The 20241-nt window shown below is 63.4% G+C and carries 25 protein-coding genes; 11 read left to right on the top strand and 14 right to left on the bottom strand.

Features of this window, described 5'->3' with window-relative positions:
* Nucleotides 1-73: 73 nt before the first annotated feature.
* A complete protein-coding gene (locus YH3_RS25210) occupies nt 74-1276 on the top strand; it encodes a hypothetical protein (protein ID WP_064444277.1) in 1203 nt (400 codons plus the stop codon).
* A 13-nt stretch (nt 1277-1289) separates the two neighbouring features.
* Here YH3_RS25210 and YH3_RS25205 read toward each other — a convergent pair whose 3' ends face one another.
* Nucleotides 1290-2087, bottom strand: a complete 798-nt coding sequence (locus YH3_RS25205) for a ParA family protein (protein ID WP_003940948.1) — start codon at nt 2085-2087, stop codon at nt 1290-1292.
* 71 nt (nt 2088-2158) lie between these two features.
* Between YH3_RS25205 and YH3_RS25200 the strand changes: the two genes are divergently transcribed.
* Together YH3_RS25200 and YH3_RS25195 are read left to right on the top strand one after the other, a co-directional pair.
* Complete coding sequence (locus YH3_RS25200; RefSeq protein WP_080552758.1) at nt 2159-2782, top strand: acid phosphatase; 624 nt, start codon at nt 2159-2161, stop codon at nt 2780-2782.
* Nucleotides 2783-2799: 17 nt separating this feature from the next.
* The gene (locus YH3_RS25195) at nt 2800-3279 is read left to right on the top strand and encodes a GNAT family N-acetyltransferase (RefSeq protein WP_054828207.1); all 480 of its coding nucleotides are present in this window, start codon (nt 2800-2802) and stop codon (nt 3277-3279) included.
* A gap of 26 nt (nt 3280-3305) precedes the next feature.
* Here YH3_RS25195 and YH3_RS25190 read toward each other — a convergent pair whose 3' ends face one another.
* Entirely contained in the window at nt 3306-3776 is a 471-nt protein-coding gene (locus tag YH3_RS25190) for a hypothetical protein (protein WP_007731217.1), read from the bottom strand.
* A 41-nt stretch (nt 3777-3817) separates the two neighbouring features.
* Between YH3_RS25190 and YH3_RS25185 the strand changes: the two genes are divergently transcribed.
* Both YH3_RS25185 and YH3_RS25180 read left to right on the top strand, forming a co-directional pair.
* Nucleotides 3818-4774 carry a diacylglycerol kinase family protein gene (locus YH3_RS25185; protein WP_007731209.1) on the top strand — a complete coding sequence of 319 codons (957 nt, stop codon included), beginning with the start codon at nt 3818-3820 and terminating at the stop codon, nt 4772-4774.
* 255 nt (nt 4775-5029) lie between these two features.
* A complete protein-coding gene (locus YH3_RS25180; protein ID WP_003940950.1) occupies nt 5030-5284 on the top strand; it encodes a WhiB family transcriptional regulator in 255 nt (84 codons plus the stop codon).
* A 119-nt stretch (nt 5285-5403) separates the two neighbouring features.
* Here YH3_RS25180 and YH3_RS25175 read toward each other — a convergent pair whose 3' ends face one another.
* A complete protein-coding gene (locus tag YH3_RS25175) occupies nt 5404-6906 on the bottom strand; it encodes a sensor histidine kinase (RefSeq protein ID WP_003940890.1) in 1503 nt (500 codons plus the stop codon).
* Between the two features lie 8 nt (nt 6907-6914).
* Nucleotides 6915-7130: a biotin/lipoyl-binding carrier protein gene (locus YH3_RS25170; protein ID WP_007731208.1), complete on the bottom strand. Its 216-nt coding sequence runs from the start codon at nt 7128-7130 to the stop codon at nt 6915-6917.
* Nucleotides 7131-7266: 136 nt separating this feature from the next.
* Between YH3_RS25170 and YH3_RS37375 the strand changes: the two genes are divergently transcribed.
* On the top strand, nt 7267-7341 hold the full coding sequence (locus YH3_RS37375) for a 50S ribosomal protein bL37 (RefSeq protein WP_022597109.1): 75 nt from the start codon (nt 7267-7269) through the stop codon (nt 7339-7341).
* Nucleotides 7342-7443: 102 nt separating this feature from the next.
* On the opposite strand, the gene rsrA is transcribed toward YH3_RS37375, so the two are convergent.
* Complete coding sequence (gene rsrA / locus YH3_RS25165; RefSeq protein ID WP_003940722.1) at nt 7444-7725, bottom strand: mycothiol system anti-sigma-R factor; 282 nt, start codon at nt 7723-7725, stop codon at nt 7444-7446.
* Nucleotides 7722-8420, bottom strand: coding sequence for a sigma-70 family RNA polymerase sigma factor (locus YH3_RS25160; RefSeq protein WP_042922166.1), 699 nt, complete (start codon nt 8418-8420; stop codon nt 7722-7724). Before YH3_RS25160 ends, rsrA begins: the two co-directional genes overlap by 4 nt.
* A gap of 207 nt (nt 8421-8627) precedes the next feature.
* Here YH3_RS25160 and ybaK point away from each other — a divergent pair, with 207 nt between their 5' ends.
* On the top strand, nt 8628-9122 hold the full coding sequence (gene ybaK / locus YH3_RS25155) for a Cys-tRNA(Pro) deacylase (protein WP_047271686.1): 495 nt from the start codon (nt 8628-8630) through the stop codon (nt 9120-9122).
* A 24-nt stretch (nt 9123-9146) separates the two neighbouring features.
* On the top strand, nt 9147-9860 hold the full coding sequence (locus YH3_RS25150; RefSeq protein WP_021332569.1) for an SIMPL domain-containing protein: 714 nt from the start codon (nt 9147-9149) through the stop codon (nt 9858-9860).
* Between the two features lie 3 nt (nt 9861-9863).
* Here YH3_RS25150 and YH3_RS25145 read toward each other — a convergent pair whose 3' ends face one another.
* A complete protein-coding gene (locus tag YH3_RS25145) occupies nt 9864-10616 on the bottom strand; it encodes an SOS response-associated peptidase (protein WP_020969226.1) in 753 nt (250 codons plus the stop codon).
* 49 nt (nt 10617-10665) lie between these two features.
* Here YH3_RS25145 and aroA point away from each other — a divergent pair, with 49 nt between their 5' ends.
* Nucleotides 10666-11979 (top strand): 3-phosphoshikimate 1-carboxyvinyltransferase, encoded by a 1314-nt coding sequence (aroA, locus tag YH3_RS25140; protein ID WP_042922161.1) that lies wholly within the window; start codon nt 10666-10668, stop codon nt 11977-11979.
* Nucleotides 11928-12965, top strand: coding sequence for a ribosome small subunit-dependent GTPase A (rsgA, locus tag YH3_RS25135; protein ID WP_007731200.1), 1038 nt, complete (start codon nt 11928-11930; stop codon nt 12963-12965). Before aroA ends, rsgA begins: the two co-directional genes overlap by 52 nt.
* Nucleotides 12966-13063: 98 nt before the next feature.
* On the opposite strand, the gene YH3_RS25130 is transcribed toward rsgA, so the two are convergent.
* From YH3_RS25130 to YH3_RS25105, 6 genes are all read right to left on the bottom strand, one after another.
* Nucleotides 13064-14305 (bottom strand): fatty acid desaturase, encoded by a 1242-nt coding sequence (locus tag YH3_RS25130; protein WP_003940700.1) that lies wholly within the window; start codon nt 14303-14305, stop codon nt 13064-13066.
* A 138-nt stretch (nt 14306-14443) separates the two neighbouring features.
* Nucleotides 14444-15706: an acyl-CoA desaturase gene (locus YH3_RS25125; protein WP_003940901.1), complete on the bottom strand. Its 1263-nt coding sequence runs from the start codon at nt 15704-15706 to the stop codon at nt 14444-14446.
* Between the two features lie 24 nt (nt 15707-15730).
* Complete coding sequence (locus YH3_RS25120; RefSeq protein ID WP_007731196.1) at nt 15731-16849, bottom strand: ferredoxin reductase; 1119 nt, start codon at nt 16847-16849, stop codon at nt 15731-15733.
* Nucleotides 16850-16941: 92 nt separating this feature from the next.
* The gene (locus tag YH3_RS25115) at nt 16942-17442 is read right to left on the bottom strand and encodes a hypothetical protein (RefSeq protein ID WP_030535010.1); all 501 of its coding nucleotides are present in this window, start codon (nt 17440-17442) and stop codon (nt 16942-16944) included.
* 23 nt (nt 17443-17465) lie between these two features.
* Nucleotides 17466-18875, bottom strand: coding sequence for a wax ester/triacylglycerol synthase family O-acyltransferase (locus YH3_RS25110; RefSeq protein ID WP_007731194.1), 1410 nt, complete (start codon nt 18873-18875; stop codon nt 17466-17468).
* A complete protein-coding gene (locus YH3_RS25105; protein WP_003940859.1) occupies nt 18869-19294 on the bottom strand; it encodes an HAD-IA family hydrolase in 426 nt (141 codons plus the stop codon). The genes YH3_RS25110 and YH3_RS25105 overlap by 7 nt, the downstream gene beginning before the upstream one ends.
* 19 nt (nt 19295-19313) lie before the next feature.
* On the opposite strand from YH3_RS25105, the gene YH3_RS25100 reads away from it, so the two are divergent.
* Nucleotides 19314-19943 carry an Rv3235 family protein gene (locus tag YH3_RS25100; RefSeq protein ID WP_007731192.1) on the top strand — a complete coding sequence of 210 codons (630 nt, stop codon included), beginning with the start codon at nt 19314-19316 and terminating at the stop codon, nt 19941-19943.
* 36 nt (nt 19944-19979) lie between these two features.
* On the opposite strand, the gene YH3_RS25095 is transcribed toward YH3_RS25100, so the two are convergent.
* Nucleotides 19980-20241: hypothetical protein (locus YH3_RS25095; RefSeq protein WP_154100329.1), on the bottom strand; the 262-nt coding region annotated here is incomplete at its 5' end.

Raw genomic sequence — 20241 nt, 5'->3', positions numbered from 1 at the left:
CAAGCCGCGTCGCCGTCGGCGTCGTCGCCCCGCGGCTTCCGCGACGGCAGGCGCCGCAGAGTAAGCTGCCGATGTGCTGGCTCCCGAAAGGCGTACTCGCTCAGATGTGATCGGTGCGCTGGCAATCGCGCTGGCCGTAATCGTGGCGGTGACCGTTGTGTGGTTGCGCAGTGATGCGCGCGGAACCACCTCGGTCACCGCCGAATCTCCACTCCCGCCTCTGTCGACGTCGGTGTTGTTACCCGACATCCTGAAGCAGACGTGGGAATCTCCCAGTGCCGACTCGACGGCACCGATCACCGTCGGAAATGCCGTCGTCACCGCCGACGGCTCAGAGGTGATCGGCCGCGATCCGGCAACGGGCGAAGAAGTGTGGCGATACGCGCGCAACATTCCGCTGTGCGGCGCGATCGGTTCGTGGGATCGCGCCGTCAGCGTCTATCAGGACGATCGCGGTTGCTCTCAGGTCACGTCACTGGTCGCCGACACCGGCGCCCGAAAGGACCAGCGCAACAGCGACGCCGATTCCGCGGTCAGCCTTTCAGCGGACGGCACCTACCTGATTTCGCGCGGCAGTGAGCGAATGGAACTGTGGCGCTCGGACCTCGTCCGAACCCTCGAGTACGGCCGGGTCGACGCGAAGGTCAACCCCAACAAGCAACCCCGCACCGGATGCACGCTGCTCGACGCTGCGTCGAGCGCCAACCGAGTCTCGGTACTCGAACGCTGCCCCGGTGAAGCCTCCAACAGGTTGACGGTGATGAATCCCGCACCGAAGGACGCCCAGGAACCCGAAGAGTACGGATCCGCGATTCTCCTCGACTCCGAGGGCGCCCGCCTGCTTGCCGTGGCCGGCGAAAAGACGGCCGTCTACCTCCCTGCCGCCAACGGAACCGTTTCTCGCATCACTATTTTCGACGGATCCGGCAATCCGATCGTCGACTATCCGATCGAGGGAACGGTGACCGAAGGCGCCCGCACCCACGCCGACAAGGCTTCGATCACGTGGTGGACCGGCTCGCAGACCGTCAACCTGCGCCTGAGCGATCTGGCTCCGACGTGGATCGTCAACGGAACGTCCGGACCCGGAAGCATGGTTGCCGGTCAGATGCTCATCCCCGTTCCGGGCGGCATTGCAGCCGTCAGTCCGTCGGACGGAGCGGTGCAGCGCATGATCGCAGTCGACCGCGGTGAGACGGCGACACCGATCGTGCTCGCCAGTGCGGGCGAGACGATTCTGGAACAGCGCGGCGATACCTTGTTCGCGCTGCGCTAGAAGCTCGCCTTCCTCAGAGCGCCAGCTCCGGCGCGAAAGTCACGACTTCGTTTCCAGCCCAATGCTTTACGAGATTGTCCGCGAGTTCACGATAGGCATCCGCACCCTTGTTCTTTCGTCCGGCGAGGACCGTCGCACCCGACGCGGACGCCTCGGCGAACTTGACGGTGCGTGGGATCGGAGGCGCCAGAACGGCCAGGGAGTAGCGGTCGCTGACGTCGGCGAGCACGTCGCGACTGTGCGTGGTTCGAGCGTCGTACAGAGTCGGAAGTGCGCCGAGCAGAACAAGATCCGGGTTGGTGATGGCTTGGACTTCACGAACCGTACGCAGCAGCTGTCCGACGCCGCGGTGTGCGAGGGTTTCGCATTGCAGTGGAACCAGAACCGACTGCGCCGCAGTCAATCCGTTGAGTGTGAGCACACCCAACGACGGTGGGCAGTCGATGATGATGACGTCGTAAGAGCCCAGGAGCGGAGACAGCGCCCGCTTGAGCGCGAACTCTCGACCGGGTCGCATCAGGAGCAGCGCTTCGGCGCCCGCGAGATCGATCGTGGCCGGCAGGAGATCCATACCGTCGTCCGTCTTCAGCACGGCGTCGACCGCGTCGAGATCACCCGCCAGGACCTCGTTGACCGAACGCTCGAGGCGATCCGGGTTATGTCCGAGCGAGAACGTCAGGCAGCCCTGCGGGTCGAGATCCACCACCAGAACTCGTTGTCCGAGCGCGGACAAAGCCGCACCGAGAGAAGCGACGGTGGTGGTTTTAGCCACGCCGCCTTTTTGATTCGCCACTGCGAGAACCGTCGTCACACGTAGATCCTTGCGCACTTCGCGCCAGGAGGCGAGCTACACACGCGAGGCAGCCTGCAATGATGGTCGACATGACGTCCCAGTCCGCCCCCTCGTCGATCCCCCTCGGTGCTCGCGTCGTACTCATGCGACACGGTGAAACCGAGTGGGCACGAACCGGGAAACACACGGGCCGGACCGAGGTTCCGCTGACTCCGCTCGGCGAGATGCAGGCAACCGCGACCGGAAATCGCTTGCGAACCCTCGACCTCCGGAACCCCATGATTCTGACGAGTCCGCGGCTGCGCGCACAGTTGACGGGCGATCTCGCCGGCCTGCCGGAAGAGCGAACCTGGGATGCACTGTCCGAATGGGACTACGGCGATTACGAAGGCCTCACGACGCCCGAGATCCGCGCAACGGTGCCCGATTGGACCGTCTGGACGCACCCGTGCCCCGGCGGCGAGCAGGCCGATCAGATCCACGCCCGCACCGACATGGTGCTGTCGATGGTGCGTTCGCAACTACCCGAACGCGACGTGATCCTGATCGGGCACGGCCACTTCTCACGCGCACTCATCGCCCGCTGGCTCGAGCTCCCGGTGACGGAAGGAAAGCGTTTCGCCTTGTCCCCCGGCGCATACTCGGTTCTCGGTTACGAGCACGGCGCCACCCACCTCGTCCATCACAACGTGCCGCCGCTCGTCGAGGCTTGAGGCCTAAGATTCTCCTTATGATCCGACGCGCCACGCCCGCAGACGTCCAGCCGATCACCGACATGATCTACGAGTTGGCCGACTACCAGAAGGCCCTCGACGAGTGCACCGTGAAGGCGGAACAGATCGGCGAGGCGTTGTTCGGGCCGGCCGCGACGGCCTTCGCGCACGTCGCTGTGAATTCGGCCGACGACGTCGTCGGCATGGCATTGTGGTTTCGCAATTTCTCGACGTGGGACGGCGCTCACGGCATCTACCTAGAAGACCTCTACGTCAAGCCCAGTCAGCGCGGATCAGGCCACGGGAAGGCTCTTCTGGCCGCACTCGCCAAGGAGTGCACCGACAACGACTACACCCGGCTGTCCTGGTCGGTGCTCAACTGGAACACCCCCTCGATCAAGTTCTACGAGTCACTCGGTGCCGACGCACAGACGGAGTGGACCACGTATCGCCTGACCGGTACTCACCTCGGAGCTCTCGCCGCCGAAGCTGAGTAGGACCGAAGCAGGGTAGGCGTTCCGTCCTACTTGTCCCGCGGCTCGTCGGTCTCGTCCGGGCGTCCCTCTTCCGGCGACACCTCGTCTGCGTACGCTCCGTACTCCGCTGCCATCCATCGAGACGTCGGAGCCGAGAACAGGCAGCCCAGAGCGCCGAGAACGACGACACCCAGAACGATGCCGAGCGGCACCTGATGCGAATCGGTCAGGAGCGACCAGGCGACCGGCAGGAGCAGCAACTGTGCGACGACGGCGATTGCCCGGCCCCACCGGCGGCCCGTCAGCAAAGCGATACCGGCAGCCAACACCGCGCCGCCGAGGATCGCGACCCAGGCGGCAAATCCGTATCCGTTGGTGACGCTCTGATCGTGGCCGGTTGCACCGCGAATCACTGCGACGATCGCGAACCCGGCGGCAACCAGCCCTTGAAGCGTCACGAGGGCACCCGCCCATGTGACTGTCTTGGGCAGGGCGTTCGGACTGGCGGTATTCGGCACGAGGCCAGCCTAGAACACGACACCGGATAGGCTCATGCCCCGTGCGCGCACTGCTGATCGTCAACCCCAATGCCACCTCCACCACCGCTGCCGGTCGTGACCTGTTGGCACACGCCCTCGAGAGTCGGGTGCGACTTACTGTGGCGCACACCACACATCGGGGTCATGCTGCCGAACTGGCGCGCGAAGCCCACGAAGACGGCTTCGGCTCGGTGATCGTCCACGGTGGCGACGGAACGGTCAACGAAGTGGTCAACGGACTGCTCGGGTCACCGCATCCCGCGTCGATGAAATCGGTTCCGGTCGGTCCGATCCCGACGATCGCTGTCGTCCCAGGCGGCTCGGCAAACGTTTTCGCGCGCTCACTCGGTATTGCCGCCGACCCGATCGACGCCACGAACCAACTCGTCGACCTCCTCTCCGAACGGACCAGGCGCCGAATCGGGCTCGCACACTGCGACAACCGTTGGTTCACGTTCAACGCCGGAATGGGCCTCGACGCCGATGTGTGCGAGGCCGTCGACGCCAGCCGTAAGAACGGTGACGCCGCCACACCCGCCCGGTATGTCCGAACCGCGATCGCGGCGTTCTTCCGTGCCAAGCGAGCCGAACCAGCGCTGACCGTCCACCTTCCCGATCAGGATCCCGTCTCCGGAGTCCACTACGCATTCGTCTCGAACTCGAGCCCGTGGACATATCTGGAAGAGCGTCCCGTCCACACCAATCCGGGAACGACCTTCGACAGTGGACTCGGCATCTTCGCCATGACGAGCACCAAAGTTCTGCCGTCCCTGCGGGTTGTGCGGCAACTACTCGCACGCGGCGCGGAGCCGAAATCGAAGGTCCTCTTACGCACCGACGACGTCCCGACAATCACCATCGAATCGTCGCGACCGATCGGACTCCAGATGGACGGCGACTACATCGGACTTCGTGAAAAGGTCGAATTCACCTCGGTCCCGGATGCACTGGAAGTGTTCGCACCGATTACGACGTGAGTCAGGCAACACGTTTGACCTGCAAAAACTCTGGTGCCAAAAGGTCGAAATCGGGTAAAATGCCGGTGACGCCCAGGTGGCCGTCAGGTGTGTCACAAATTAGTGAGTTGGCCCACGAACCCGTTCAAACCTATTGACATACCGCGAGTTCGTGAAAGCATTCACAAGTAACAGTGCGGAAACATTGATGACGCACACACAAACTCATTGGTACCAAATGGTGTGAATACACACCCAATTAAGGAGCGAAAAAAGATGGACTGGCGCCACAACGCAATCTGTCGCGACGAGGATCCCGAACTGTTCTTCCCTGTGGGAAACAGTGGACCGGCCCTCGCTCAGATCGCTGATGCCAAGGTTGTCTGCAACCGCTGCCCCGTCACCGCCGAGTGCCTGTCGTGGGCTCTCGAGTCCGGCCAGGATGCAGGCGTCTGGGGCGGAATGAGCGAAGACGAGCGTCGCGCACTCAAGCGTCGTAACGCACGTACCCGTGCACGCACTTCCGTCTAGGTAGAACCGAGACGTTCGACTCGCGGCGGAGAACAGCCCCTCTGCACAGTCGAAGACGACAGCCCGGCACCACATGGTGCCGGGCTTTTTGTCTGCTCGAATCGCTAACGCGGCTCGAATCAGTAACGCGCAGAACGTCTACCGAGCGGCACACGCAGAACCGCGTCGGTACCGCCTCCGCTTCCCGGGTGCAGTCCGAGCGAGCCACCGAGTTCGGCGCCCAGCAAAGTCCGCACGATCTGGAGTCCGAGGCGATCGGATTTCTCGAGGTCGAAGTTCTCCGGCAGGCCGCGCCCGTTGTCGTGGATGATCACGTCCAACCAGCGTGCAGAACGCTCGGCACTGAGTGTGACCGTGCCGGTCACACCCGGATCGAAAGCGTGCTCGATCGCGTTCTGCACCAACTCCGTCAGCACCATGACCAGCGGGGTGGCGCGCTCGGCGGAGAACACTCCGAAACTGCCCTCACGCCGAATCGTCACCGGCACACCTACTCCCGCGACATCGGAGAGCATGGGAACCAACCGGTCGATCACCTCGTCGAGATCCACCTCTTCGTCCACCGACATCGACAAGGTGTCGTGAACGAGGGCGATGGACGTCACGCGTCTCACCGACTCTGTCAACGCTTGTCGCGCTTCGTCGTTGCCGGTTCGCCTGGCCTGTAGACGCAGAAGCGCCGCGACGGTTTGCAGATTGTTCTTCACTCGATGGTGAATCTCGCGGATGGTTGCGTCCTTGCTCAGGAGAGCGCGATCACGACGCTTGACCTCGGTGACGTCGCGGACGACGACCGCAGCACCGACATGCCGGCCGCCAGGCTTGAGAACCAGGGCCCGCAGCAGAACGGTCGCCCCGCGCGCCTCGATCTCCATACGGCGACCGGGCTTGTCCGCCAACGTATCTCGGATGTATCCCGCAGCTTCCTGAGACTCGAACGGGTCGGTGACCAACGAACGGGTCAGCGCTGCGAGGTCTTGGCCCACCAGATCCGAACTCAGACCCATCCGGTGATAGGCCGAGAGCGCGTTCGGGCTGGCATAGACGACTGTGCCTTCGGTATCGAGACGGATGAAGCCGTCGCCCGCACGTGGGCTCGAGTTCGTGTCGGAGCGCGATTCTCGGATCGGGAAGGTTCCGTCGCTGATCATCTGACACAGGTCTTCGGCGCAATCGAGATACGCGAGTTCGAGCGGACTCTGCGCTCGCTGGTGCGACAGGTTGGTGTCGCGGCTCAGAACAGCGATGACTCGCCCGTCCAGACGCACCGGAACGGCTTCCCGACGCGGCGGCATTCCTTCACGCCACGTCTCGTCTTCCCCGCGCACGACGCGGCCCTCCACGAGAGCGCGAAGAACCTGCGGGTGCTCGGACTCGGAAACGACCGTTCCGACCGCATCCTCCGGAAAAGCCGTCGATGCCGTTGTCGGCCGGCAATGCGCGACGCAGATGACCGTCCCCTCGGATCGGTTCTTCTCCGATTCGGTGCCCACCCACAAGAGAACGTCGGCAAAGGAGAGGTCGGCGAGCAGTTGCCACTCCCCCACGACGCGCTGGAGATGGTCGACCGCCGCACCGGGAAGGTCGGTGTGTTCGGCGAGGAGGTCGCTGAGAGTGGACATCGTCCGGCTTAGGAGATCACGGCGATCAGATCGCCTTGCTGAATCACGTCGCCGACCTTGACGCCCACCGTCGTCACCGTTCCCGGAACCTCGGCCAGGACGGGAATCTCCATCTTCATGGATTCGAGGATGACCAGGGTGTCGCCGTCCGCAACGACGTCTCCCTCGCTCACGACGACCTGGTAGACCGTCGAAACCATCTCGGCGCGCACGTCTTCTGCCATCGTGAACCTCACTTCTGTCGGAACTGCACTCTGACCACGAAAATACGTCGACGGATCACTCGATCGACCTGCCAATGGAACCACACCGGCATCGGCGTGAAACAATGACGCGAAAGAAACAGAAGGGAGACCAATCATGGGTAAGCGTGGTCGTAAGAAGCGCAGCCGTAAGGGCAACGCCGCTAACCATGGCAAGCGTCCAAACGCCTGACATGTAGCGCAACAAAACGTCCGAGGGGCGGGGAAGCATTGCTTCCCCGCCCCTCGGCGTTACTGCCTTCCGACTGCTGCCGCTCAGATCTTCGCTGACGGGCTAGCTGTCGGTTTCGGTAGTCGTTATGACGATGGTCCGACGCAACTCGACGGTGAGCCTCTGACGCAGGCTTTCCGGCGCATGGTCTCCGCCGCACTTACGGTTGATCAGGCTCTTGACCTTCTCTTCGATCCCGTAGGCCTCGAGGCACGATCCACAATCGTCGATATGACGCTGCAGGCGAGCACGACTTGAATCGTCGCATTCACCGTCGAGCATCAACCAGACGTCGGCGATGACTGCCGAGCAGTCGAGCCTTTCGAATTCGTCCTGCTCACTCATCGTGTGACACCTTCCGTCTCGGTGGCTGCGACTGTGGCTGTGTCGACCGCGCCGTCCCGATTGAATCCCCGGTCTTTTGCGACATCGGCCAAAAGACCACGCAATTGCTTGCGACCACGGTGCAGTCGCGACATCACCGTTCCGATGGGTGTGCCCATGATCTCCGCGATCTCCTTGTACGGGAATCCTTCGACATCGGCGTAGTACACGGCCATACGGAATTCCTCGGGAAGCGACTGCAGCGCCGCCTTGATGTCGTCGTCAGGCAACGCGTCGAGCGCCTCCACCTCGGCCGATCGCAGCCCCGTCGAAGTGTGCTCGGCGGTGGCGGCCAACTGCCAGTCGGTGATCTCGTCCGTCGGATACTGCGCGGGTTGGCGCTGCTTCTTGCGGTACGAGTTGATGTAGGTGTTCGTGAGAATCCGGTACAGCCAGGCTTTCAGGTTGGTACCGGCACGGAACGAACGGAAAGCGGTGTACGCCTTGACGTACGTCTCCTGCACGAGATCCTCGGCATCAGCCGGATTCCGCGTCATGCGCAGGGCAGCGCCGTACAACTGGTCGAGCAGCGGGAGCGCGTCGCGCTCGAACCGGGCAATCAACTCATCCGCAGTTTCGGGCGTTTCGGACACTGCGCCGTCGATAGGTTCAGCTACCCCTGACGGTTCGTCCTTGGGCCGGTCGTGTTCCAGCACTCTGATCCCTTCACTAGCCGTAGGGATCAAGGTTACCGCCAACTGAAGATCCGACCCACGGGCCGGTGGTGGCTCACACACAGCCAGCACGGTCGCTCCTTCGCTTCTCGGGACAAGTTTCATCAACTGGTACCAACACGGGAGTCAGCGACTCTGTTCCCGGCCTGGTCGAATGCACCTGTCGGCGATCCACATAGGGTGTTCCACATGGCCGGAACAGCGACCCCTGCGACCGTACTTCTCGACAAGTCGAAGACACCGCACCGCGTCCACAGCTACGACCACGATCCTCGCGCCGAATCTTTCGGCGACGAGGCGGTCACTGCACTGGCAGAGTCGACAGGCGTTGAGGCCGCCCAGATCTTCAAGACCTTGGTCGTCAAACTCGACACCGGCAAGCTCGCCGTCGCGGTCCTGCCGGTCCCGGACAAGCTCTCGCTCAAAGCTGCAGCCGCTGCCCTCGGTGCGAGCAAAGCCGTCATGGCCGATCGCGCCGAAGCCGAGCGCTCGAGCGGCTACGTCTTCGGCGGTATCTCACCGCTCGGCCAGCGCAAGAAACTGCCGACAGTGATCGATGCGTCGGCGCTCGACTGGGACCGCATTCTCTGCAGCGCCGGCCGACGCGGGCTCGAAATCGAGCTGGCTCCGACGGACCTCACGCAGCTCAGTGGCGCGGTCACGGCGCAAATCACGGCGGGCTGAGTATCCGGTCGCTACGGTCTCACCATGCGACCACACCTGAAAACTCTTGCACTGACCGCTGCAGCGGCAGCCCTCACCGTCTCGCTGACGGCCTGCGGGAGTTCGGACAATGCCGCCAAGGAAGTCACGGTAGTCGGATCAGGGCAGGTCCGCGGGGCGCCGGACATCCTCAATGCCGACATCGGCATCGAGGTGGTTGCCCCGGATGTATCGGGAGCGGTCTCGGAGGCGAATGACAAGGCCCGTCAGATGATCGACGCGATAGTCGCCGCCGGGGTTGCCCCCGAGGACGTGCAGACAAGCGATCTGTCCGTCCAGCCGCAGTACGACGCCAGCGGCGGACCGTTCGTCGGCGGCAACGTGACCGGCTACCGGGCGACCAACTCGGTACGAATCGTCGTCCGCGATCTCGACAAGGCCTCTTCTGTCCTGGACGCCGGCATCGCGGCGGGCGGAAACGCGGCACGGCTCGGTAACGTCGCCTTCGCCATCGACGACGACTCTCAGCTTCTGGCCGACGCTCGCACCCGTGCCTTCGAGGACGCGAAGAACCGTGCCGAGCAGTACGCGGATCTGTCCGGGACGTCGCTCGAAAACGTCGTGACCATCACCGAGGCACACGACACGAGTGGCGGTCAGACCATGCGCGCTCCCGACGCCTCGATGTCCGACATGGTTCTCGCCCCGGGAACCCAGCAGGTCTCGTTCGAAGTGACCGTCACCTGGGCTCTCGGCTGACTGCTAGAGCAGGCTGATCTGCTCGCCGGCACGGTCGACGTCCGGCTCGATCAACTCGTGCCCGTTGTTCTTGACACTGTTGACCAGCGGCCGGACTCGATCGACGTCGATCCGCTCGAAGAGGTCCGGTACCGGTTCGAGCAGAGCCGAATCGACGGTGTTGTCGGGATCGAGCCACGCCTCCCAGCGGTCACGAGGCAGGGCGAGGGGCATGCGGTCGTGAACCTGCTCGAGGTGACCGAGAGAGTCGACCGTGACGATCGAGCAGCTCAGAACGGGGCTCGCGTTCTCGACCCTCGGGTCCCGCCAGGCAGACCACACGCCCGCCATGAACAGCCGTGATCCGTCGTCGGGGTGCATGTAGTAAGGAATCTTCGCTGCCTTCTTCCCGCCGGTGGCCTCGGTCTGCCACTCGTACCACCCGTCCATGGGGACCAGGCAACGCTTGAACTTGAAGGCGGTCCGAAACGCCGGCTTCTCCGCCAGCGAGTCGGCGCGGGCGTTGAACAGGACCGGGCCTTTGCCCAGTTCCTTGGTCCACGACGGCACCAATCCCCACCGCATCCGCCGAATCCTCTTGGTCGGATCGCTGTCGGGGTTCTCCCGATCGTGGCGTTCGACGACGGTCAACACCTCGGTCGTGGGGGCCACGTTGTAATCGGCTTCGACGGGCGCCGAGTGGTCGGTCTCGTCGAGCGCGTCGAGTTCCACCGCCAGGGTGGCCGGGTCCGCTGTGGTCGCATACCTTCCGCACATGACACCCAGGGTGGCACGGTTTCGACCATTCCCCCACCGATGAGAGAAGATGGACCATGTGAGTCTGAGTCTGTGGAGCGCCCCGAGGGCCCAAGCACCCGTCGATGCAGTGGTGACGCTGCCCGGATCCAAGTCCATCACCAATCGAGCTCTGATTCTGGCCGCACTTGCGGATGGCCCGTCCACGATCACCGGTGCACTCCGCAGCCGTGACGCCGACCTGATGATCGCAGCTCTGCGTGACCTCGGCATCGGCGTCGAGGAAGCCGGTGATGCGACCACGCTTCGCATCACCCCTGGACCCCTGCGCGGCGGCGAGGTCGACTGCGGCCTGGCCGGCACCGTGATGCGCTTCCTGCCGCCACTCGCCGCGATGGCCGACGGCATCGTCCACTTCGACGGCGACGAGCAAGCACGCACACGACCGCTCGGCACCATCTTGGAAGCACTGCGCGGTCTCGGCGCTCGGATCGAGGGTGACGCACTCCCGTTCACCGTCACCGGAACCGGATCCCTACGCGGCGGGACGGTCACCATCGATGCATCCGGTTCGTCGCAGTTCGTCTCCGGTCTCCTGCTCTCGGCTGCTGCGTTCGAAGAGGGTGTCACCGTTCACCACGACGGCAAGCCCGTCCCGTCCATGCCACACATCGACATGACCGTCGAGATGCTCCGCGAGGCCGGAGTTTCCGTGACGACGCCAGCCACGGGCGGTGACGCGGACACCTGGCGTGTGGCACCGGGGCCGGTGCGCGCCGTGGACTGGGCGATCGAACCCGATCTCTCCAACGCCACACCGTTCCTGGCCGCTGCCGCAGTGACCGGCGGAACCGTCAGCGTCCCGATGTGGCCGTCGTCGACGACGCAACCCGGCGACGCGATCCGCGGGATCCTCGCCTCGATGGGGGCCGACGTCACTCTCGCCGATGGTGTCCTGACCGTCCGCGGCCCGGAGAAACTGCGCGGCATCGACATCGACCTCCACGACGTGGGAGAGCTGACCCCCACCGTGGCGGCCCTGGCCGCTCTCGCCGAGGGCACCTCGCATCTACGAGGAATCGCGCACCTGCGCGGGCACGAGACAGACCGTCTCGCCGCCCTCGCCGACGAGATCAACAAACTCGGCGGCTCCGTCACCGAAACCGATGACGGCCTGACGATCGTTCCCGCGGAACTCCATGGTGGACAATGGCTCTCGTATGCCGACCACCGCATGGCAACAGCCGGCGCCATCATCGGCCTGGTCGTCGACGGTGTCGAGGTCGACGATGTCGGAACCACGGCCAAGACACTGCCGGGCTTCGAGAACATGTGGATCGACATGCTCGAGAGTTCGCCGGCGACACCGAAGGCAAGCTTCTGAGTCCGCGGCAGTACGACGAGTCCGACGTCCGGGTACGCCCCGGGCGCGGATCCCGCCCCCGTACGAAGACTCGGCCCGAACATCTCTCGGCCGAATCGGGGATGGTGGTGTCGAAGGATCGTGGCCGTTGGGGTTGCGTCCTCGGCGGCGATCCCGACCGGCTGATCGTCACGATGCGCGCCCGCGAACTTGGCCGAACCCCCATCGTCGTCGGCGATCAGGTGGACATAGTCGGCGATCTGTCGGGCAAAACCGACACCCTGGCGCGCATTGTCCGGGTCTCCGAGCGTTCGACGGTTCTACGACGGACCGCCGACGACACCGATCCCTTCGAACGTATCGTCGTCGCGAACGCGGAGCAGTTACTCATCGTCGTGGCACTCGCCGATCCCCCACCGCGCACCGGCTTCGTCGAGCGCGCACTGGTCGCCGCCTACGTGGGTGGCCTGACGCCGATCGTCTGCCTGACCAAGAGCGACCTCGAACCGCCGGAGGAATTCGCGAGCACGTTCGCCGACCTCGACATCCAAGTGGTCGTCGCCGGTCGCGACGATCCCCTGGACGAACTGACGCAGATCCTCGAGCACAAGTTGACCGCCCTGATCGGACATTCCGGCGTCGGAAAGTCGACACTGGTCAATCGCCTTGTCCCCGATGCCAATCGAGCGGTCGGCATCGTATCCGGCGTCGGCAAGGGCCGGCACACGTCGACGCAATCGGTGGCACTCCCGCTCGCCGGTGGCGGCTGGGTGATCGACACCCCGGGCATCCGTTCGTTCGGTCTGGCGCACATCTCGCCCGAGAACGTGGTGGCGGCGTTCTCGGATCTCGCTGCGGCGATCGAGGATTGCCCGCGCGGATGCACGCACCTCGGACCGCCGGCAGATCCCGAATGCAAGCTCGACCTACTGGAGGGCAAATCAGCTCGACGCGTCGTCGCTGTGCGACAACTGCTGGAAGCGATCAAGTCCAACGATCAGTACTGAGCGCCCCCGAGCGACGTTCCGGGCGAGAACAGCAAAGCGGCCCGACACCATCGAATGGTGTCGGGCCGCTTGCTGTCTACGGTCAGCGCAGTCGACGATCAGCGCAGGCCGAGGAGGCTGCGCAGCTTTCCGCTCTTGCGCTTACGTGCGATGGCGCTCTTGAGGCCACTGCGACGCCCGGTCACGGGATCGACAGTCGAGGTCAGTTCGCCGTCGAACATCCGCTCCGACGCCGTCTCGGGCGCATTGTCGACGGTGTCCTTGAGGTACTTGTTGGGCAGCGACAGCTTGGCGATGGTGCGCCAGGACTTGGCGTACTGCACGGCAAGCGGGCCCGTCGTGTACGGCAAGTCGTACTTGTCCGCGAGCTGACGCACCGTGACCGCGATGTCCTTGTAGCGGTTGCTGGGCAGATCGGGGAACAGGTGGTGCTCGATCTGGTAGCTCAGGTTGCCCGTCATGAAGTCCATGAGCGCGCTGCCCTCGATGTTGGCGCTGCCGAGCATCTGACGCAGGTACCACTGAGCCTGCGTTTCCTTGTCGATGTCTTCCTTGGTGAACTTCTCGGCACCGTCCGGGAAGTGGCCGCAGAAGATGACCGCGTTGGTCCACACGTTCCGCAGAGTGTTGGCGGTGAAGTTGGCCGACAACGTGCTCTTCCACGCCGGGCCGGTGATGGCCGGGTAGATGACGTAGTCGCGCAGGACCTGCTTGCCGATCTTCTCGCCGACCTCACGGAGCTTGCGCTGCGTCTCTTCCTTGTCGGCGCGGCCCTTGGCCACCTTGCCGAGCTCGAGGTGCTGTGCGGCGATGCCGTACTCGAAGAACAGCGCGAGCAGCGTGTTGTAGACCAGGTTGCCGGCGTTGAAGGGCTTCCAGCGCTGATCGCGGGTGACGCGGAGGAGTCCGTATCCGACGTCGTCGTCCATTCCGAGGACGTTGGTGTACTTGTGATGCAGGTAGTTGTGGGTCTGCTTCCAGTGCGCAGACGGGCCGGTGACGTCCCACTCCCACGAGGTGGAGTGGATCTCCGGGTCGTTCATCCAGTCCCACTGCCCGTGCATCACGTTGTGCCCGAGTTCCATGTTCTCGATGATCTTCGAGAGCGTCAGCAGGCCAACTCCGGCGAGCCACGCCGGACGACGACGGCTGGCGAAAAGCACTGCGCGGCCGCCGATTTCGAGCGAACGCTGCAGACGAATGACGTTGCGCACGTATCGCGCATCCTTCTCGCCGCGCGACTCCTCGATGTCGCGACGAATCGCGTCGAGTTCGCGGCCGAGCGCCTCGATGTCGGCGTCCGTGAGATGTGCGTATTCCTTGACATCTGCAATCGCCATGGAAAGCCTCCTAGCAGTGAGTTAGGCGCAAAGTAGTAAGTGCAGAACGATTCTCGATTCGAATCGTTCAGATCAACTGCACCTACTGTAGCGTAACTTACGGCACCGTAGGTTAGGTTTTTCCCGATGTAACCTATATCACTTCCGGCGCTTCGGCATGCGGGAACGGGCCTGCGACTTGAGTGCGGTCAACAAACCGAGACGCTTACCGGTGATCGGATCGGTACGAAGGTCCTCCACCATCGCCATGGCTGCGTCCCGGAATCCCGAGTCGCGGAACCGCAGTTCCGAAGACGTTTCCGGAGCATTGTCCGAGGTTGCGGTCAGCCACTTGTCCGGCAAAGCCAACTTGTGGATGGTGCGCAGAGCCAGAAGATACTGCTTGAAGAGCGAACCGGTGGTGTACGGGAGATCGAACTTCTCGCACAATGCACGCATCTTCACAGCGATTTCGGGATAGCGGTTGCTCGGCAGATCGGGAAACACGTGGTGCTCGATCTGGTAGCTCAGATTGCCGCTCATGAGTCCCATGAGCTTGCCGGAATTGAAGTTCGCACTACCGAGCATCTGGCGCAGGTACCACTCGTGACGAGTCTCCTGCTCGAATTCGGCAACCGTGAACTTCTCGGCACCGTCCGGGAAGTGGCCACAGAAGATGACGACGTACGCCCACAGGTTGCGCACGAGGTTCGCGGTCGCATTGGCCGACATGGTCGACTTCCACGCCGGCCCCGTCAGCGCCGGGAACAAGATGAAGTCCTTGCCCACCTGACGAAAGATCTTGCGCGCGAAGTCTTTGTTCGCCTGCGAGTTCAGCTGCCCCTTTTCCGCGCCCTCCAACTCGGCTGCCGCCGTGAGGTCGTGCAGCGCGATGCCCCACTCGAACGTGGCCGCCAAGATCACGTTGGCGATCGGCTGGAAGAGGTTGATCGGCTTCCACGGCTCGTCACGAGTCATACGCAGAATCCCGAAACCGAGATCCTCGTCCATACCGACGACATTGGTGTACGTGTGGTGCTGGTAGTTGTGGGCGCGCTTCCAATGCTCGGAAGGACCGGTCTGATCCCACTCCCACGAGACGGAGTGAATCTCGGGATCGTTCATCCAGTCCCATTGCCCGTGCATGACGTTATGCCCGAGCTCCATGTTCTCGATGATCTTCGACAGGCTCAGCAGGGTCGTGCCGACCAACCATGCCGGTCGGTACCGACTGCCGAACAATGCGATACGCCCGCCGAGCTCCAACGCCCGCTGGACGCGAATGACGCGACGAATGTAGCGGGCGTCCCGGATCCCACGAGAGTCTTCGATGTCGAGTCGAATCTGATCGAGTTCACGTCCGAGAGCTTCGACATCGGCCTCGGTGAGGTGCGAAAACTCTTTGATATCGGTGATGGCCACCGTGGTCCTCCGTGTGCCTAGAAGCTATGCGTCCAGCGTACAGTCGCCGGCGGCGGCGGAGATGCACGTCTGGATGCGCTCGCCCTCCGCGTGCTGTTTCCCCGAGCGTAGATCGATCGCGTGGCCGGCAACGAGAGGTACGACACACGTCTGGCAGATGCCCATGCGGCAACCGAACGGCATCAAGGCACCGGACTGCTCGCCCGCCTCCAGAAGCGTCGTCGCACCGTCGACGGTGATCGTCTTACCCGACTTCTCGAACGTGACCGTGCCACCGTCGGCCGAAGCATCGATGCGCGATACGGCGAACCGCTCCATGTGGAGTCGATCCTCGATGCGTTCCGCCTTCCAGACGTCTTCGAGCTCGTCGAGCAACGGGAGGGGTCCGCACGCCCAGGTGTGGCGCTCGCGCCAGTCGGGGCAGACCGTGTCGAGAGAACTGAGTTTGAACTTTCCGTCACGTCGCGTGAGTTGCACGTGGCTCACGAAGTCCTCGTGCTCGGCGTGCAGTGCTGTGAGTTCGTCGGCGAACATCACGTCGGATTCCGTCGGAGCCGAGTGGATGTGCATGACGTCGGGCAATTGACCGCGCCGGTTCATCGTCCGCAACATGCCCATGACCGGAGTGATGCCACTGCCGGCGGTGATGAACAGGATCTTCTCCGGCGGCGGATCCGGCAACGCGAAGTTGCCCGAAGGCGTGGCCAGTCGAACGATGGTTCCCGACGGCACGGCCCCGCTGACGAGGTGGCTCGAGAGAAAGCCCTCGGGCATGGCCTTGACCGCGATGGAAATGCGCTTGTTCTCCCAGTTGGGAGGCGAGGTAAGTGAGTACGACCGCCAATGCCAACGGCCGTCGATATGCAGACCGATGCCGATGTACTGCCCCGGCTGGTAGTTGAAGTCGAATCCCCAACCCGGCTTGATGACGATGGTCGCCGAGTCCGTGGTCTCGGGCCGGACTTCGACGATCTGGCCGCGCAGCTCGCGGGCAGACCACAACGGATTCGCGAGGTGCAGATAGTCGTCGGGAAGCAATGGTGTGGTCAGCCGAGCCGCCGCACCGCGAAGCAGATTGAGCTTCGACCGCGCTGCCGGAACTACCGACGCTGCCGGTGCCTCGATCCAGTCCTTCAGACCCATCAGACCTCCACCTCTCACCTTCCGAACCCACAGCCTACGGTACCGTAGGTTATCAGGTTACGGTACCGTAGGTTACTTCACGGTAAGCACATTCACAGCAGGTCGAGCAAGAACGGCAACTCTTGCGCGGCGTACCACGCCAACTCGTGGTCCTCCGCGTCACCGAGCGTGAACTCGGCATCGGCGTCACCGAGATCCGCCGCGTCGACTATGCCAGCAGCGCGCTCGATGTCCGATTCTGCCTGTTCGAGGTCGACATGCACAGATGCAACCTGAGCCATCGTGACAGGACCCGCCAATCGGACTACCGAATCGTCGAGATCGGGCCGTAACTTCACATCGGCATCGTCGACGTCGGCGGCGACGACAGCACGCCGGAAGGTGACGTCACCCTCGGTTCCGGCGATCAGTCGCAGCGACGCACGCGCAGCCTCACCCATGGCGACCTCGGCCAACTCGTCGTCGTCCCCCGCCGCGTACGACTCACGCAGAGTCGGGGTGACCGCAAAAGCCGTCCGGCTCATAGGGTCGAACTCCTGATCTGCGACCAACTGCTGCAAAATCTCGACCGTCGCCGGTACGTACACCCTCATGAGACCACCTTCATGCTCGTTCGTCACCGACTCGCATCCGTCAATTCCTCGAGTGACTCGAAGATCAGCGAACGAACGACGTCGACGTCCGACATCGCGTCACGGTCGGCATTCAAACCGTAGTAGACATTTCCGTCGTACGACGTCAGGGCGATGCTGAGTGTCTGATTCTTGAGCAGTGGCGACACGGGATACATCTCGAGCATCCGAGCACCACCGAGGTAAAGCGGAAATTGCGGCCCTGGCGCATTGGTGATCATCAAGTTGAACATTCGCTGCGACAGACTACTGGCCGCGCGGGAGCTCATCGCATGCAGCGTCGCCGGCGCAAACCCGGACATTCGCACCATCGTCTGCGCGGTGACCCGCCGACCCTGACGCGCGAATGCCTCCGTCGCATGGGCCACGTGCGAGAGCCGAACCACCGCGTTGGGTTCACCGACAGGCAGGTCGATGAGGAACGAGGAAACATGTCCGGGCGCTTGCGGATCGTCGACGTCAGGACTCTCCGGGCCGTCGGTGTAGACCGACATGGGCACCATCGCTCGCACGATGGTCGCCTCGGTCACCGGTTCACCGCGCGAGAGCAACCAGTTCCGCATCGCACCTGCGATGACGGTCAGAATCACGTCGTTGATCTCGCACCCGTACCGCGCGCGAATACGTCGATAGTCCTCCAGAGACGTCTTGGCCACCGCAAGGCGTCGATTGCGCGAAATGGTGGCGTTGAGCGGGCTCGACGGGGCTACCTGCGTCGCCGTTCGAACCACTTCCGCGAGTTTCCCGAGTGCACTCACAGCCTCGGTGACGGATGTGGTCACGTCGTTGAACGCTGCACGCGCCCGTGCGATCCCCTCCCCCGGGCTCGTTACGAGATCCGCCAGTGCACTGACCAACAAGCTGGTATCGCTCGGCGGCCTGGCGGGCATCCACAATTCTTCGGGGCCTGGCGCTCGATTCTTCTCCGGATCGAAGATCACCTGACTGATCTCTGGAGCCGCCTCGCCGTCCACCAACGACGAATGAGACTTCGTGAAGATGGCAAATCTGTTTCTGGTCAGCCCCTCGACCAGGTACATCTCCCACAACGGCCTCGTGCTGTCGAGTGGTCTCGACGTCAGCCGCGCGATCAGATCCATCAGCTGTTCGTCGGAACCTGGTTTGGGCAGAGCAGATCGGCGTACGTGATAGGTGATGTCGAAATCCGAGTCGTCCACCCAGACGGGGCGGGCCAGACCGAACGCCACCTCGCGAACTCTCTGTCGGTACCGCGGAACCGATCCGAGCCGCTCTTCGACAAGTCGAAGCAACTCCTCGTGATCGATCCCGTTTCGCAGTTGCCTGAAGATCCCCAACGAGCCGACATGCATCGGCGTCGTCCCGGCTTCGAGGAAGTAGAAAGCGGCATCCTGAGTCGTCAGTCTGTTCACCATGGCTTCGTGTCCCCTCCTTCGCCGAGATCGAACAGAATCGACAACTCCTCGATGGTCGATTCCGAGCCGACGTGATGGACCCCGACCATCCCGACGGCCACAGCCGCCCGGACGTTGATTTCGAGATCATCCACGAAAACGAAATCCTCCGGCTCGACGCCCAAACGACTCGCTGCCAACAGATAGATCTCGGCGTCGGGCTTTGCCATCTCGACATCACCGGACAAGATCACGTCGTCGACCAAGACCCCGTCGCCGAGATCCCGCAACCACTGAGCACTGGCGCCGCCGGGATCGTTGCTGACGATTCCCGTCACGATTCCGCGGGCCTTCACCGCGCGCACGACCGCGCTCAAGCCGTCGAGATCCGATCCCGGACCGAACAGCACGCCACCGACATCCAACAGAAGTCCCCGCACGCCATCACCCTAAGTCGCGATGGTGATCACGGCGACATCTCGAGCGATTCGTGTCATGCTTCTCACCATCGCTCGGGGGAGCGAAGTCCGAGACAGCTGTCTCGGACGCAGGATCATCCGGGGGGATGTCATGGAGCAGGACTGCAAGATCGTTCTCGAGCCGGCGCCGCAATTCGAGCCTCACCCGCATACCGTCGTGCTGTCGCGGCCACAGTGCCGGCCAGACCGAACGCAGTGCCGAACAGACCGGATGCTGCGTCGCCCGCGAAAGACGCCACACAACGGAACGTCGCCCAGTACCGGGTTCACTCACGCTCCGGAACCGCGGCTGGTAGGTGCCGACATCTTCTGGAACCGATCACTACGTCTGGTTCTCGAAACCGTCGACCGACGACGAAATCCACGGCAACTCAAGGGCGTGTTGACGCCGTCCGTCCTGGAAGTTGTTGCGAGACTTTACACTTCGGATTTCTCGGCCCGGAAGCTGGGCGGCGCGGCCGTTCACCGCACCCACGTTCAAGCAGTGTCGGAGAGTACCGCCGAAGTCTGTGCGACGTACACACGAGGCACGCAGACTTTTGCCGTCGCAGGCCGGATCGACCACACAGACGAAACAGGCTGGACGGTCACCGCACTACACGTGGTGTGACCGTCCAGCCTGCCGAGTACTGACTGCGCTAATACCTCAGCGCTTGCGCTTGGACTTCGGAGCTCGATTGCTCTTCGACTGCGTCCGTGCGGCTTCACGACGTTCGCGACGAGAGGCGGCACCGTCGCCGGTGTCGGCAGCCGAGTCACGTGTTGCCTTTGCCTTGCCGTCCTCGTCCGGGCCGGTGTACGTCAGACGCGACGGACCTTCGTCGTCAAGTCCCTTGGCGCGCAACGCCGTCGGGGCGGCAGTTCCGGCTGTCCTGGCCGCAGCCTCCTGCGTGGGGAGCGGCTTGGGC

The sequence above is a fragment of the Rhodococcus sp. YH3-3 genome, from assembly GCF_001653035.1.
GTDB lineage: Bacteria > Actinomycetota > Actinomycetes > Mycobacteriales > Mycobacteriaceae > Rhodococcus_F > Rhodococcus_F qingshengii.
Note: the sequence above shows the minus strand (reverse complement) of the source record. Positions and strands in the feature narration are given on the sequence as shown.